This is a genomic window from Ruegeria sp. CJ6, from assembly GCF_056536665.1.
Genome location: NZ_JBQFQB010000002.1, coordinates 525682 through 538619, shown reverse-complemented (window position 1 = coordinate 538619; position 12938 = coordinate 525682). Strand labels below are relative to the sequence as shown.

Annotated in this window: 13 protein-coding genes; 4 read left to right on the top strand and 9 right to left on the bottom strand. The window is 55.8% G+C overall.

Going from position 1 to position 12938, the window contains the following annotated elements:
- Nucleotides 1-78 precede the first annotated feature (78 nt).
- The 3 genes from ACR0BT_RS08100 to ACR0BT_RS08090 all read left to right on the top strand — a co-directional run bounded on the left by ACR0BT_RS08100 (nt 79) and on the right by ACR0BT_RS08090 (nt 2806).
- A complete protein-coding gene (locus tag ACR0BT_RS08100; RefSeq protein WP_170562004.1) occupies nt 79-840 on the top strand; it encodes a DUF6478 family protein in 762 nt (253 codons plus the stop codon).
- Nucleotides 841-850: 10 nt separating this feature from the next.
- Nucleotides 851-1216, top strand: coding sequence for a hypothetical protein (locus tag ACR0BT_RS08095; RefSeq protein WP_480762907.1), 366 nt, complete (start codon nt 851-853; stop codon nt 1214-1216).
- A 63-nt stretch (nt 1217-1279) separates the two neighbouring features.
- On the top strand, nt 1280-2806 hold the full coding sequence (locus ACR0BT_RS08090) for an MFS transporter (protein WP_170561996.1): 1527 nt from the start codon (nt 1280-1282) through the stop codon (nt 2804-2806).
- A gap of 46 nt (nt 2807-2852) precedes the next feature.
- Here the strand turns inward: ACR0BT_RS08090 and ACR0BT_RS08085 are convergent, their stop codons facing one another.
- The 7 genes from ACR0BT_RS08085 to ACR0BT_RS08055 form a co-directional block, all read right to left on the bottom strand.
- Nucleotides 2853-4196 (bottom strand): S41 family peptidase, encoded by a 1344-nt coding sequence (locus ACR0BT_RS08085; protein ID WP_170393963.1) that lies wholly within the window; start codon nt 4194-4196, stop codon nt 2853-2855.
- Between the two features lie 6 nt (nt 4197-4202).
- Nucleotides 4203-5336 (bottom strand): murein hydrolase activator EnvC family protein, encoded by a 1134-nt coding sequence (locus ACR0BT_RS08080; RefSeq protein WP_480762906.1) that lies wholly within the window; start codon nt 5334-5336, stop codon nt 4203-4205.
- Complete coding sequence (gene gpmI / locus ACR0BT_RS08075; protein ID WP_480762905.1) at nt 5333-6850, bottom strand: 2,3-bisphosphoglycerate-independent phosphoglycerate mutase; 1518 nt, start codon at nt 6848-6850, stop codon at nt 5333-5335. The genes ACR0BT_RS08080 and gpmI overlap by 4 nt, the downstream gene beginning before the upstream one ends.
- 86 nt (nt 6851-6936) lie before the next feature.
- Complete coding sequence (locus tag ACR0BT_RS08070; RefSeq protein ID WP_480762904.1) at nt 6937-8607, bottom strand: sulfatase-like hydrolase/transferase; 1671 nt, start codon at nt 8605-8607, stop codon at nt 6937-6939.
- A gap of 15 nt (nt 8608-8622) precedes the next feature.
- Nucleotides 8623-8853: a (Na+)-NQR maturation NqrM gene (gene nqrM / locus ACR0BT_RS08065; protein WP_170393970.1), complete on the bottom strand. Its 231-nt coding sequence runs from the start codon at nt 8851-8853 to the stop codon at nt 8623-8625.
- A gap of 15 nt (nt 8854-8868) precedes the next feature.
- Nucleotides 8869-9894 carry an FAD:protein FMN transferase gene (locus ACR0BT_RS08060; protein WP_170561987.1) on the bottom strand — a complete coding sequence of 342 codons (1026 nt, stop codon included), beginning with the start codon at nt 9892-9894 and terminating at the stop codon, nt 8869-8871.
- Between the two features lie 67 nt (nt 9895-9961).
- On the bottom strand, nt 9962-10147 hold the full coding sequence (locus tag ACR0BT_RS08055; RefSeq protein ID WP_480762903.1) for a hypothetical protein: 186 nt from the start codon (nt 10145-10147) through the stop codon (nt 9962-9964).
- A gap of 120 nt (nt 10148-10267) precedes the next feature.
- Between ACR0BT_RS08055 and ACR0BT_RS08050 the strand changes: the two genes are divergently transcribed.
- A complete protein-coding gene (locus ACR0BT_RS08050) occupies nt 10268-10792 on the top strand; it encodes a CBS domain-containing protein (protein WP_480591117.1) in 525 nt (174 codons plus the stop codon).
- 4 nt (nt 10793-10796) lie between these two features.
- Here ACR0BT_RS08050 and ACR0BT_RS08045 read toward each other — a convergent pair whose 3' ends face one another.
- Together ACR0BT_RS08045 and nqrF are read right to left on the bottom strand one after the other, a co-directional pair.
- The gene (locus ACR0BT_RS08045; RefSeq protein WP_480762902.1) at nt 10797-11576 is read right to left on the bottom strand and encodes a metallophosphoesterase; all 780 of its coding nucleotides are present in this window, start codon (nt 11574-11576) and stop codon (nt 10797-10799) included.
- Between the two features lie 134 nt (nt 11577-11710).
- Nucleotides 11711-12934 (bottom strand): NADH:ubiquinone reductase (Na(+)-transporting) subunit F, encoded by a 1224-nt coding sequence (nqrF, locus tag ACR0BT_RS08040; RefSeq protein WP_170393981.1) that lies wholly within the window; start codon nt 12932-12934, stop codon nt 11711-11713.
- Nucleotides 12935-12938 lie beyond the last annotated feature (4 nt).

Here is a 12938-nt window from a genome sequence, read left to right as displayed (position 1 = left end):
TATCCGCTAATCAAGTAAGACTGGTTTGTCCCCTGCCCCGACTTTGACTAAAGAGGGGCTGTCTTGAAAGATGGGGCGATGGGCAGATTACTGGATCGATATATTCAACTAAAGGCTCTCGGGCGCTGGCAGCGTGCCGCGCAGCAGTCTGACCACCTCGCACTGCCTGAGCTTCGCCGGCAACGTGATGACGCCCGGCGGTTGCGCGGCAAACTTGAACAAGCAATTCAAAAAGCTGATGCTCGCCTGATCCAACCCTTGATTGGGGCGACGCAGTTTCCAAAACCCCTGGGAACGGATTGGTCGTGGCGACCGGACCTGTGGCGGACGCCACTGATCCGCAAAGGTATAGCCTCGGCCCCGCGCAAGGCGCGGATGGATGGGCAGGTCATCCTGTTTCACGATTGCAGCCAGGTCGAGATCGGGCTGCAGCAAATCCGAAATCGGCGAGACAAGGATTTGGCGCCTTTCAGTCTGGCCGTTGAGGTATTTGATTTTCAGGGATCTTTCCTGTCGCTTTCCATTGATCTGCCCACGGATGCCGCCATAAATCTGTCCCGCCAGCATCTGATGCGGGTCGACACTCTGGTTGAGTGCGAGCGTTCTACCGTAGTCTTCGCCCGCCTGAACATTCAGCATGGCCCAAATACCGAGCAGGTTCTGCGCGAACTTGATCTTTCAACACCTGCGGCGACTGTAGATTTTGATCTGGCCCATCTGAACGTGAATGAGCGTCGAATTGAAAAACTCTGGCTGGATCTGATCATTGATCAACCCGCGATGAACCGTGTGGTGTTTCGTGACCTGACATTCTGCCGTTACCACCGGGCTGATCTGTAAAGGGTACTCAATGTCTCATACCACCCTGACACCAATCCGCTTCGAAAACGGCCTGTGGGAAGGCCATTTGACCAGCGAAAGCCCCCCTCAGATCGAGGTGCTGTTTCTTGGTGAGCCTTTGACTGATGTTGAGTTGGAACCAGCAACAGATGGCTGGGCCTTGCGCATCCCAGTGCCGCCCGCCGCCCTGTCGGAAGGTGTCCATACTGTCGTGATTCACGATGGAACAACAGGCCATAAGCTGGGGGATTTCACCATCATCGCCGGTTCACCCGCCGCAGATGATCTGAGGGCCGAAGTCGCTTTGTTGCGCGCCGAGTTGGATATGTTAAAGCGCGCGTTCCGCCGCTCTCAGGCATCTCAAAGCGAAACCTGACCACAGTACTGATAGGATTGTCCCTATCTTTTCAGGTCCATACGTGCATCATTGGATTGGCCTATGGATCGCAACAGCATCATAAAGGTCATCGCGCTGATGGTGACGGGTTTCGGGATCGGGATCGATTTTACCGGTGCCCTCATGCTGGTCCCGGCAATCGAAAACAGCTTTGACGCCGACATCACCAGCACTCAGTGGGTTCTGAATATTTACGCTCTGTTCTTTGCCATGACGATGGTGGCCGGAGGTCGCCTGGGTGACATGTATGGTCATCGCAAGATGATGATCATCGGTCTTTCGATCTTTCTGTTTGCGTCGGTTTTATGCTTTGTCTCACCCGGTTTGGACTACCTGATCGGCGCACGCGCCTTGCAGGGGATCGGGGCGGGATGCGTGTGGCCCTGCACGCTTGCATTTGGAGCCACCAAAGTGTCGAAAGAAGAACACCGCGCATTGGTCATGGGGCTGATACTGGCGGGTGTCACCACGGGTAATGTCTTTGGACCGATGATTAGCGGCGCGGTGGTCAATCTGGGTGATTGGCGGTTGTTTTTCCTCGCCAATGTGGTGTTTTCCAGCATTTCGATGACGACTTCGATCCTGCTGATGGAGCGTGAGACCGAGCATAAGAAAGGTGAACACATCGACTTTGCCGGGATGGGTATCCTGTCTTTTGCAGTTTTGCTCTTGCTTTACGGTTTGGATGTTGGTGCCGATTGGGGCTGGACTTCGCTGCCGCTTTTGCTGCTGTTTTTTGTCAGCGCCGTTTTGTTCTTCCTGTTTCCGAAAGTCGAAAAGAGGGTCAAGGAACCCTTGCTAATGCCTCAGTTGATGCAGAACCGAGAGTTTCTGATTACCTTAGGTTTGAATATGTTCAACGTCTCGGCAGCTTTTGTCGGGCTGCTTTATTTTCCGCAGTATATGCAAAAAGTCTTGGGATGGTCTGTGTTCCAATCGGCGCTGGGTTTGGCACCGCTGACGGTGTTGCTAGCGGTCGGATCAATCGTCTCGGGTACGCTGTATAACGATTTTGGGCCCAAGCGACTGCTGTTTTGGGGATATATTTGCGCCACAGTCGGGGCGGCAAGCGTTGTCATCATGCCTTCCGGGACCGGATATTTTCAGATTCTTCCCGGAATGGCGCTGATTGGTTTGGGCGCAACGCTGACGGTCGGGCCTTCGGGAACAGCCGCTGTATGCGCGGTCAAGCCGGAACGCGCCGGACTGGTTGGCGGCCTGAGTTTCATGACCCATCTTGTCTATGGAGCAATCGCGGTCGCCTGTGCGACGGCGGTCATGTATGTGACAAGCCTGTCCAGCCTGAAAACCCGATTGACCGCGTCAGGCATCAACATGTCCGAGGCTGATCAGAAAGCGATCAATGGTGGAACGCTGAACACAGACTCGGCAAAAGCAGTGCTTGAAAAGTTGAATTCAGGTGAAACTGAAAAGGTTCAGGCCGCCATTGCGGCGGCCTTTGATACCGGAATGAATATGGCTTTCGTATTCGCCACGATCTCAGTCGCTGCCGGAATCGTCCTAGCGCTGATGCTGGATGAGAAGAAACTGCACAAGGTCGAAGGGTAACCCGTACAGGTGTAAGTATGGGGCCGCTGGTGGCGGCCCCTACCCTTTATTGTGACGGTCCAGTCGGATTGAATGCGGACAGGCCTTTGAGAATATCGATGGCATAGGCCAGTTGATAATCCTCTTCCCGCAGCTCCGCGGTGGCTTCGGCCTTGGCGCGATCTTCTTCGATCTGGCGAATCTCGTCCTCGCTGAGGCTGTCATTGTTCAGGCTGCCACGCAGATCGGCCTCGGACCGGGTGCGGGTGTTTGTATCTTCCTCTTCCTCGTCAACCGGGTTGTTGCGTGGTTGTTCGACGATGATGTCCGGGCTGACGCCAAGCGCCTGAATCGAACGACCCGAGGGCGTGTAGTAGCGAGAGGTTGTCAGACGCATAGCCCCGTCACCCCGAAGCGGCATGACCGTCTGCACCGATCCCTTGCCGAAGCTCTTAGTGCCAACCACGATGGCGCGATTGTGATCCTGCAAGGCGCCCGCGACAATTTCCGACGCCGAGGCCGAACCACCGTTGATCAGCACAACGATGGGCTTGCCTCCGGTCAGATCGCCGGGTGTTGCGTTGAATCGCTCACCATCTTCGAGATTGCGACCCCGGGTCGAGACGATTTCGCCCTCATCCAGGAACGCGTCAGAGACCTTAATGGCCTGTGTCAATAGCCCGCCCGGATTGTTACGCAGATCCAGAACGATGCCATTGACGTTTTCGATGCCTCCGGCCTCTTCGATCTGTTCTTCCAGTCCTTCCTTGAGGTTCGGATAGGTTTGGTCATTGAAGGTCGTGACACGCAACACGACACTTGTACCTTCGGTACGTGCACGAACTGCGGTCAGCTTGATCGTGTCGCGAACGATCGTCACGTCGAATGGCTCCTGCTCGCCTTCACGCACGACTGTGATCACGATTTCCGATCCCACCGGGCCGCGCATCAGGTCCACGGCTTTATCCAGCGTCAGCCCCAAAATACTCTCGCCATCCACATGGGTGATGAAATCGCCCGCTTCGATACCAGCAGCATCCGCTGGGGTGTCATCGATGGGCGATACAACTTTGACAAAGCCTTCTTCCTGCGTGACTTCGATACCGAGCCCGCCAAACTCGCCACGTGTCTGCACACGCATCTGCTCGGCATCATCAGGCGACAGGTAGCTGGAATGTGGGTCTAGCGAGGTCAGCATCCCGTCAATCGCAGCCTCGATCAGCTCGTCGGTTTCTACCTCTTCGACATACTGGGCGCGAATACGTTCGAAAATGTCACCGAACAGATCAAGTTGTTCGTAAACACTTGCCTTGTTCTCGGCCTCTTGCGCAAGCAGAGGGCCTGCGATCTGTGTTGTTGCGACTATCCCTGCCACGGTGCCGGCCAGTCCGGCCATCACAAATTTCTTCATACTCGTTTATCCATCCTTGTCCGTCCGGAACCATGATTCCGGGTCCACTGGGCTGTTATCCTGTCTTACTTCTATATAGAGCGTTTCTGACCAGTCAGTTCCAGTGCCATCACCGCTTGTTGACATAATAGCGCCGATTTCCGGAGTTTCACCCGGCATCAAACCTACCGGAGTACCCTCGGGTATCACTTCCCCGGTCAGACCATATACCTCTTGCAGACCTGAGAACACGAATAGCAATCCGGGCTGGGGTTCAAGGATCACAAGATTCCCGAGATCCAGCAAGGGCCCGCGGTAACGGATCGTGGCAGCCGTTGGCGCGGTGACCAATGCGCGGGGTCGCGTGCCCAGCACCAGCCCGGGGCGCGTTACCCCCGCTGCGTCCGTTTCGCCCGCCCGATGCAGCATGACCCCTTGTGCGGGCAAGGCGATTTGACCTTTCCGGCCCGAGACATCTGCATTTGTATCTTCAATCTCACCATCGGTGATCTCGGATAACCCACTGGCAAACCCATCCAGCGTTTCGGTCGAGGATATCAGGATCGCTGTACGCACAGGATCTTCTACGAAACGGCGAGGCAGATCGGTCCGGTCCGCTATCGCCTCACTAAGCTGCGTGCGGGCATACTGAACACCCTCCAACCCTTCGGTCAGCGTATTGGCAGCGTTTTGTTGAAGCTGTCGCAGTGTCTGTACCTCTTGCAATTCGTTTGCAAGCGCCTGAGCCTGCGCGTTCAACCCAGGCGTGACTTCGGACAACATCATACCAGTGCGCGCGGCCCCAAGTGGGCCGGACGGGTGCAGCATAAGTACCGGAGGCGCGGTGGTTTCGATCGTCTGCAGAACACCTAACAGCTGCGCCACCTCCTGCTCTTGTACCTGCAATTCCGCAGTCAATTGCGCCTCGCGCAAGGCCGCGCGGCGCAGGCCGTCGCGCATGGCGCTCAGACCAGCCTCGTAGGCTTTTATGGTTTCGGTCAGAGCTTTGACACGGTCGCGGGCAGATTCGGCCTCAGTCAACGCGATCGAGGCTTGCTCCAGCATCTCGGCCGCTTCTAGTGCCGCCTTTGACGGGCTGGTTTGGGCGACGACAGGGGTGGCCCAAATCAGCGCTGCAGCAACGATCGGGCGCAATCTCATGTCAGCAAGCTTTCCCCTGTCATTTCAACGGGTTTCGGCAATTCCATAAGCTGCAACAAAGTTGGAGCAAGATCGGCCAAGCGCCCATCGCGCAGGCTTGCCCCTTCGGGGCCGCCGACCAGAACAACAGGCACGGGATTCAGCGTATGCGCCGTATGTGGACCGCCCGTTTCCGGGTCAACCATCATTTCACAATTACCGTGATCTGCGGTCAAAATCATCGCACCCCCGACCTGCTTCAGCGCTGCAACCACCTGCCCCAGCCCTTGATCAACAGCTTCACAGGCTTCAATCGCAGCTTGCAGATCACCGGTATGACCAACCATATCTGGATTGGCGTAGTTGGTGACGATCAGATCATATCCGCCGTGGATCGCCTCGACGAACTTTTCTGTCACTTCGGCCGAGGACATCTCGGGCTGCAAATCATATGTCGCCACTTTGGGCGATTTGGGCATGAAGCGATCCTCGCCACCCTCGGGCTGCTCTTTGCCACCGTTCAGGAAGAAAGTGACATGAGGGTACTTCTCGGTTTCGGCCAGCCGGAACTGGCGCAGGCCTTGCTTAGCAACCCATTCGCCCAGCGTGTTCACGATATCCCGCTTGGGAAATACGGTCGTCATATAATCGCTGTGGCCATCGGAATACTCAACCATGCCCAGTAACGCCGACAACTGCGGGCGCGGACCGTTGTCGAACTCGGCAAAACCGGGCTCCCCAATTGCCCGCAGGATTTCTCGGGCACGGTCGGCGCGGAAGTTCAGGCAAAAGAACCCGTCACCGTCCTTAATACCGGAATAACCAGCAAGAACCGTGGGCGCGATAAACTCGTCGGTTTCGGATTGGGCGTAGGCATGGTCGACGGCCTCATGGGCCGAGGCCACGGTGCGCCCCTGACCTTTGACTATTGCGTCATAGGCCTCGGAAACGCGTTCCCAGCGATTATCGCGGTCCATGACAAAGTAGCGCCCACAGACGGTGACGACCTTTGCGCCATCGGGCAACCGGTCTTCGAGTTCGGCGATGTAGGTAAAGGCCGATTTCGGGGCCACATCGCGCCCATCGGTGATCGCATGTAGCGCCACGGGCACGCCCGCATCGGTAACCGCTTTGGCGGCAGCCACGATATGATCCAGGTGCCCGTGCACGCCCCCATCCGATACCAGCCCCATCAGATGCGCTGTCCCGCCTGCAGCTTTCACCTTAGCGATGAAGCTCTGCAGCGCCTCATTGTGAAAGAAAGAACCGTCTTCTATGGCTAGGTCAATCTGCCCCAAATCCATCGCAACCACGCGCCCAGCCCCGATATTGGTGTGACCAACCTCGGAATTACCCATCTGACCACTGGGTAGACCCACATCCGGCCCGTGCGTTTTCAGTTGCGCATGAGGACCTTCAGCCATGAGAGCATCAAAGGTTGGCGTATTTGCCAGATAAGGCGCATTGGCCTTGGTGTCGTCGGATATGCCCCAACCATCAAGGATACAAAGGACAACGGGCTTTGGGGCGGTCATGAAAGCTCTCCGATTGAGGCGGCGTTGCTGTCTTCTACCCCCTGCCCGCTCAAGGTTGAACCGTCATTAGGGCCGCGAATGAAGAATTAATCTGTCTTGTAGTCCCCAAAGGGTCGCGCTTTGCGGTTGCGGTATTTAACGGTCAGCTCAAGCGGCATCTCGTTTTCGTCGTAAATACCGATCACCACGCCTGTTCCTCGGCTTGATCCACGCATGTTTAGCAGTTGTTCTTCCGACCGGGTCGTGCGCTGCGACTGGCGCCGCGTCCAGGTGAACAGGTGATCATACATCTCGGCGATGATGTCTGCATGCTCATCGCTTACGCCAAGGTCCGTCAGCTCATTCGGATCATTCTCTAGATCAAACAAAAGCGGGCGATAGCCCCCTTCACAATGGATCAGCTTCCATTTCTCGTTTGCAACCATGAACATGACCGCATCCCGAACCGAGGCGTTCAGTGTCTGCGCAATGGGGGATGCGGAGTAGTCGTACTCACAAATCACCACATCGCGCGGAGTGCTTTCGGCCTGACCGCGCAGGATGGGCAGCAATGAATGCCCCTCCAAAATGTGCCCCGCAGGTTCACCGCCTGCGATGTCTAAAAACGTAGGCGCTAGATCGATGGATTCGACCAATGCATCGCATGTGGTGCCGCGCGTGGCATCAGCCTCGGGCGATGGATCATAGATGATCAGCGGCATTTTGGTCGAGGCGTCATGGAAGAAGGTCTTCTCTCCCATCCAGTGATCGCCCAGAAAATCCCCGTGGTCCGAGGTCAGCACGATCATCGTGTCCTGCATTCGTCCGGTCTGTTCCATCCAGTCAAACAGCCGCCCCATTTGGTCGTCAGCCTGCTTGATCAGGCCCATATAGGCTGGAATCACGGCCTCGCGTACATCCTGACGCGAGAAGGTCTGGCCGATTTTCGTATCCATGAACGCTTTCAGCACCGGATGAGCGTTCTGCCGTTCAGCTTCGGACCGAATGACAGGCAGAATGTGTTCGGGACCATACATCGAGGCGTAGGGTTCTGGCACAATATAGGGCCAATGCGGTTTGATATAGCTGAGGTGGCAGCACCACGGCCCCTCATGGTTTTCCATGAACTCCATGCCGCGAGAGGTGAGATAAGGCGTTTCGCTGTCTTCCTCGGCGATATTCGCGGCCTCTGACGAATTCTTCAGGAACCAACCTGAAAGTACATTGCCCTCTTCATCCAGCCCCGAATTGGCGAAGTCGTGCCAGGGGTTGTCACTCTCATAGCCTTTGTCTTTCAGATACTCGTTGTACCTTTTGGCGCCATCCGGGTCATAATACCCATCCGGTCCTTCGGGGCGCATCCCGTCATCGCGTTCAAAGACATCAAACCCGCATTCAGCGACGCGCGCGCCGATCAGGCTGTCGGGCTCAAGCCCCAAACGGGCCATGCCCTCGGCATCTGCGCGCATATGAGTCTTGCCGACCAACCAGCAATCCATCCCTACCTTGCGCAAGTGATCGGCCATGGTGATCTCACCAACTTTCAGCGGGATTCCGTTCCATGACGCGCCGTGCGAATGCACATAGCGGCCGGTATAGGTCGACATACGGGAACTGCCGCAGATCGGTGACTGGATGTAGGCCCGTGTGAACCGCATACCCATCGAGGCGAGACGGTCAATATTTGGCGTATGCAGATGTGGATGCCCGTAGCAGCTGAGATAGTCCCAGCGCAATTGGTCGAACATGATGAAGAGGACGTTCTTGGCTTTGTTCATGCCAAGAGGGTTATCCTAGCCTTCCATCTGTTGCAGCATCTTTTTCGCACGCTTGCACTGCAACTGGTCGCGCAGAGGGCTGTCGGGATCGATATCCTTTTGACAGACCACACATTTATCGGCACCCGAGATCGCGTTCAGGCCACCGCAGCTGCCTTTGATGGTTTTGCCCATCAACATCACACCCAGCGCCATGCCAACCATGACGATCAGCAACAGGAAAAAGGCTAGAATAAAGGTGCTCATAGCGGTTCCTACCGGTCAGTTGGTCCCCAGCGCATCCTTGAAGGCGCTGCTTTGTACGGTGATATAGGCTTCTTCTCCGCTTGTCACATCCCGAGAGATGAAGAACACGGCAAGTTTATGCTCTTCGGCCAGTTCCAGACCCTTTTCCAGACCCAATGCTAGCATCGCCGTTGCCCACGCATCCGCCATCATGGCGTTGTCTGCTAAAACAGTAACCGAAGTGGTGCGATGAGTAATCGGGCGGCCCGTCGTCGGGTCAATGATATGCGAATAGCGCACCCCGTCCTGTTCGAAGAAGTTCTTGTAATCACCCGAGGTCGCCATTCCCAGATTGTCGAGCGGCACGATCAACTGGATTGATTGCGCGCCAGTCTCGGGTTTTTCGATCCCGATCCGCCAGCTTTCGCCTTTGTCATTCTCGCCCATGGTCACCAGATCACCACCGATCTCGACCATATAGTTCTCGATCCCGGCCTCGCGCAGCTGTGCGGCAACCGCATCGATGCCATAGCCTTTGGCAATCGCAGACAGGTTGATCCCGACTCCGGCCTCTGACTTGGCCAAAGTGCCCGCTCCGCGATCCAAGTCTAACAACCGCGCTTGTCCCACTTGCCCTAGCGCTGTCGCGATCTCGTCATCTGCCGGAATTGGGTCTTCAGGTTTTCGCGGTCCAAACCCCCACAATTCGATCAGCGGACCAAGGGTAACATCAAACGTACCACCGGATTTCTCGTGAACCTCATTTGCGGCCTCGATGACGAAGGCAAATTCGTCTGACACTTGCATGGGGTCCGTGCTGCCTGAGGCCGAGAAGGTCGAGACCTCGGAATTCGGGTCCCAGTTGGACATCTTGGCATTGACCTGCGCCAAGGTCTCCTGAACCGCTTGCCCCAGCGCTGCTTCGTCCAAATCATCGCCGATTGCAGTGATGTTGAACGTGGTGCCCATCGTCTCGCCGGACAGGCGTACCACGTCAGGCTCTTTGCCAAACAAGCAGGCCGAAACAGTCAAAAGTAAGGCCAGTGCGATCAGTGGGCGCATGGTGCAATCTCCCGGGAGTGTTCTTGCCCGGCATATGCCAGTGAGCCTGTTCAGAGTCAAACCGACCTCAAATCTTGAGCGGCAAAAACGCCAATGCGAAAAGCCCGATTGCTGCCGGGACGCCAAACAGCCAAGCGCGCTTTTGCCAACCTTCCGATTGCTGTTTCCAAGCCATGCGAAAATTATGGCCGCAGACCACCACGATAAAGAATATCAGCGCGGCAACTGGTGGCGTCAGATACAGGTTGCTCACAAGCAATTTCCTTTTGAAGTGGTCAAGTTACGCCGGTTTTCGAAATTGCACCCTATACAGGGCCGGTCCCTGCGGTAAGGTAGGTTGTAAGGACAATACCGGTGAAAGAGGAGACCGCCCATGGCCCCAAGCTCTTACCAGCCTCCGACACGCGGCGACAAGGCCGCGGCGACAACCCGCAGTCAATCAGTTGAGACCAATCTGTCGCATACCCAGACAACGGTTGCGAAACTGATGGAAGGCAAAGGGGATGCTGTGTTTTCGGTGCGGCCCAACGACACGATTCACTCGGTCGTGGACATCTTGCGCGAAAAACGCATCGGGGCTGTTGTTGTGACAGATCAGAATGGTGCCCTGCAGGGTATCCTTTCCGAACGTGATATCGTGCGCCGTATGGCGGAAACGCCCGGCCAGACCCTACCCCAATCCGTGGCTGATCTTATGACGACTGAGGTTAAAACCTGCAGCCCCGAAGATTATCTGAACGACGTGCTGAAAACCATGACCGAAGGCCGGTTCAGGCATATGCCCGTGCTGAGTGATGAAAATCTGCGCGGGGTGATCACCATTGGCGATGTGGTTCATTTCCGCTTGAAAGAACTGGAATACGAAGCACTTAGAATGAAGCAAATGATCGTCGGTTAGCGACTTACGCTGATACGCGCGCGATTCCGGTGCGCGCTGTCGAGATAAATCGGACAGAACCAGGCGAGATTTCCGCAGCCGTCAACTGATCGGTGATGAACGCACCTGTATCGATCGAAATAACATCATGCTCGACCCGAGCTTCGTCGACGATGGTATGGCCATGCACCACCCATTGCTCGTCTTTCCGGCGTTTCTTGCGGAAATGAGGATGCCCCCAAAGGCAAGTTCTGTCCTGTTGCCGATCGACCGGCTGCGAAGGATCAAGCGCGGCATGAACAACCGTTACATTCCCGCTCGTCCAGGTCAGCGGCCGATCATGCAGCCAGTCCAAAAGCGGTTGTCCCATCGCTTGCTGCAGTTGTTCGGCAACGGCTTGCGGGTTGGACTGGTCAATATCTGCAAGCCCAAACGAAGCCAAAGTCTGAGCACCGCCATTATACAGCCAGACACGCTCCATCCGTGTTGGATCAGACAAAAACCCAAGCAGCATATCTTCGTGATTGCCTTTCAGGCAGATCGCCCGGGTTTCAGGGTTCGTGTCGAGGTGGTGTAGCTGACGCAACACCTGCGCGCTGTATCCGCCCCGGTCAACATAGTCGCCTACAAACACCACCGGACAGTCGTTATCCAGCGCAGGTAGGAGCCGTTGTAAAAGATCCAACCTCCCATGTATGTCTCCGATTGCGTAGAATTTTTCTGTAGGCGCCAATGAATACAGATTCACCGGCTGATCAGACGGTGTTTGAGATGCGATAAGCCTTTTGATCCATCCGGTTAACATAAGACCTGCTGCCTAATGCGGAAAAATATGGAGCAGCATTCGCCAAATGCAGACGTTGATATTGGCAGCCTGCCCAACATCAGACCTAAAAATGAAAATGGTCGGTCCCAAGGGTTGGAACCGACCGATGCTGTTTATCCGCCGAAATCATCGAGCATGATGTCTTCGCGGTCCACGCCCAGATCCAGCAGCATGTTGATGACCGACTGGTTCATGATTGGCGGACCACACATGTAGTATTCGCAATCCTCGGGTGCGGGGTGGTTCTTCAGATATTCCTCGAACAAAACGTTGTGGATAAAGCCAGTGTAGCCTTTCCAGTCATCCTCGGGCTGGGCGTCCGACAACGCAACGTGCCATTCGAAATTGTCGAATTCCTTGGCCAGCGTGTCGAAGTCTTCGACAAAGAACATCTCTTTCTTCGACCGCGCGCCGTACCAGAAGCTGATCTTGCGGTTGCGGTTTTCAAGGCGTTTGAGCTGGTCAAAGATATGGCTGCGCATTGGGGCCATACCAGCACCACCACCGATGAAGACCATCTCTTTTTCTGTCTCGCGAGCAAAAAACTCGCCAAAGGGACCTGAGATTGTGACCTTGTCGCCCGGTTTCAGGTTGAAAATATACGACGACATCTGACCCGGAGGGATACCTTCGGACCCAGGAGGGGGCGAAGCCACGCGGACGTTCAGCATGATCATGCCTTTTTCATCCGGATAGTTTGCCATGGAATAGGCGCGTTCGATCGGTTCGGCGACGACGGATTTGTACTGCCATAGATTGAAGCGATCCCAATCCTCGCGGTATTCTTCTTCTACGTCGAAATCCGTATAGGCGAGCTGGTGTGCAGGCGCTTCGATTTGGATGTAACCACCAGCGCGGAAGTTCACGTCCTCACCTTCCGGGAGGTCCAATGTCAGAGCCTTGATGAAGGTCGCTACGTTCTCGTTCGAACGCACCGTGCATTCCCATTTTTTGACGCCGAAGACCTCTTCGGGAACTTCGATGTCCATATCCTGCTTGACTGCAACCTGACAGGATAGCCGGTCACCACAAGACGCCTCGCGCTTGGTGATGTGGCTTTCCTCGGTCGGCAGGATCGAGCCACCGCCGGAATGCACGCGCACGCGACATTGCGCGCAGGTGCCACCACCACCACAAGCGGAGGGCACGAATAGCTTCTCTGCCGCAAGCGTCTGCAGCAGCTTGCCACCCGCCGGGACCGAGATTGTTTTCTCACCATTGATGGTGATGTTCACGTTACCGGTTGAAACCAGCTTGGACCGCGCCGCCATGATGATGGCAACCAGACCAAGAACGATAACGGTGAAAAGGGCTACACCTAAGCCAAAGGTTTCCATTCCG

Bases quoted from the DNA above. Each gene is read 5' to 3' on its own strand.
- ACR0BT_RS08100 (WP_170562004.1), top strand. From the start codon at position 79: ATGGGCAGATTACTGGATCGATATATTCAACTAAAGGCTCTCGGGCGC.
- ACR0BT_RS08095 (WP_480762907.1), top strand. From the start codon at position 851: ATGTCTCATACCACCCTGACACCAATCCGCTTCGAAAACGGCCTGTGG.
- ACR0BT_RS08090 (WP_170561996.1), top strand. From the start codon at position 1,280: ATGGATCGCAACAGCATCATAAAGGTCATCGCGCTGATGGTGACGGGT.
- ACR0BT_RS08085 (WP_170393963.1), bottom strand. From the start codon at position 4,196: ATGAAGAAATTTGTGATGGCCGGACTGGCCGGCACCGTGGCAGGGATA.
- ACR0BT_RS08080 (WP_480762906.1), bottom strand. From the start codon at position 5,336: ATGAGATTGCGCCCGATCGTTGCTGCAGCGCTGATTTGGGCCACCCCT.
- gpmI (WP_480762905.1), bottom strand. From the start codon at position 6,850: ATGACCGCCCCAAAGCCCGTTGTCCTTTGTATCCTTGATGGTTGGGGC.
- ACR0BT_RS08070 (WP_480762904.1), bottom strand. From the start codon at position 8,607: ATGAACAAAGCCAAGAACGTCCTCTTCATCATGTTCGACCAATTGCGC.
- nqrM (WP_170393970.1), bottom strand. From the start codon at position 8,853: ATGAGCACCTTTATTCTAGCCTTTTTCCTGTTGCTGATCGTCATGGTT.
- ACR0BT_RS08060 (WP_170561987.1), bottom strand. From the start codon at position 9,894: ATGCGCCCACTGATCGCACTGGCCTTACTTTTGACTGTTTCGGCCTGC.
- ACR0BT_RS08050 (WP_480591117.1), top strand. From the start codon at position 10,268: ATGGCCCCAAGCTCTTACCAGCCTCCGACACGCGGCGACAAGGCCGCG.
- ACR0BT_RS08045 (WP_480762902.1), bottom strand. From the start codon at position 11,576: ATGTTAACCGGATGGATCAAAAGGCTTATCGCATCTCAAACACCGTCT.
- nqrF (WP_170393981.1), bottom strand. From the start codon at position 12,934: ATGGAAACCTTTGGCTTAGGTGTAGCCCTTTTCACCGTTATCGTTCTT.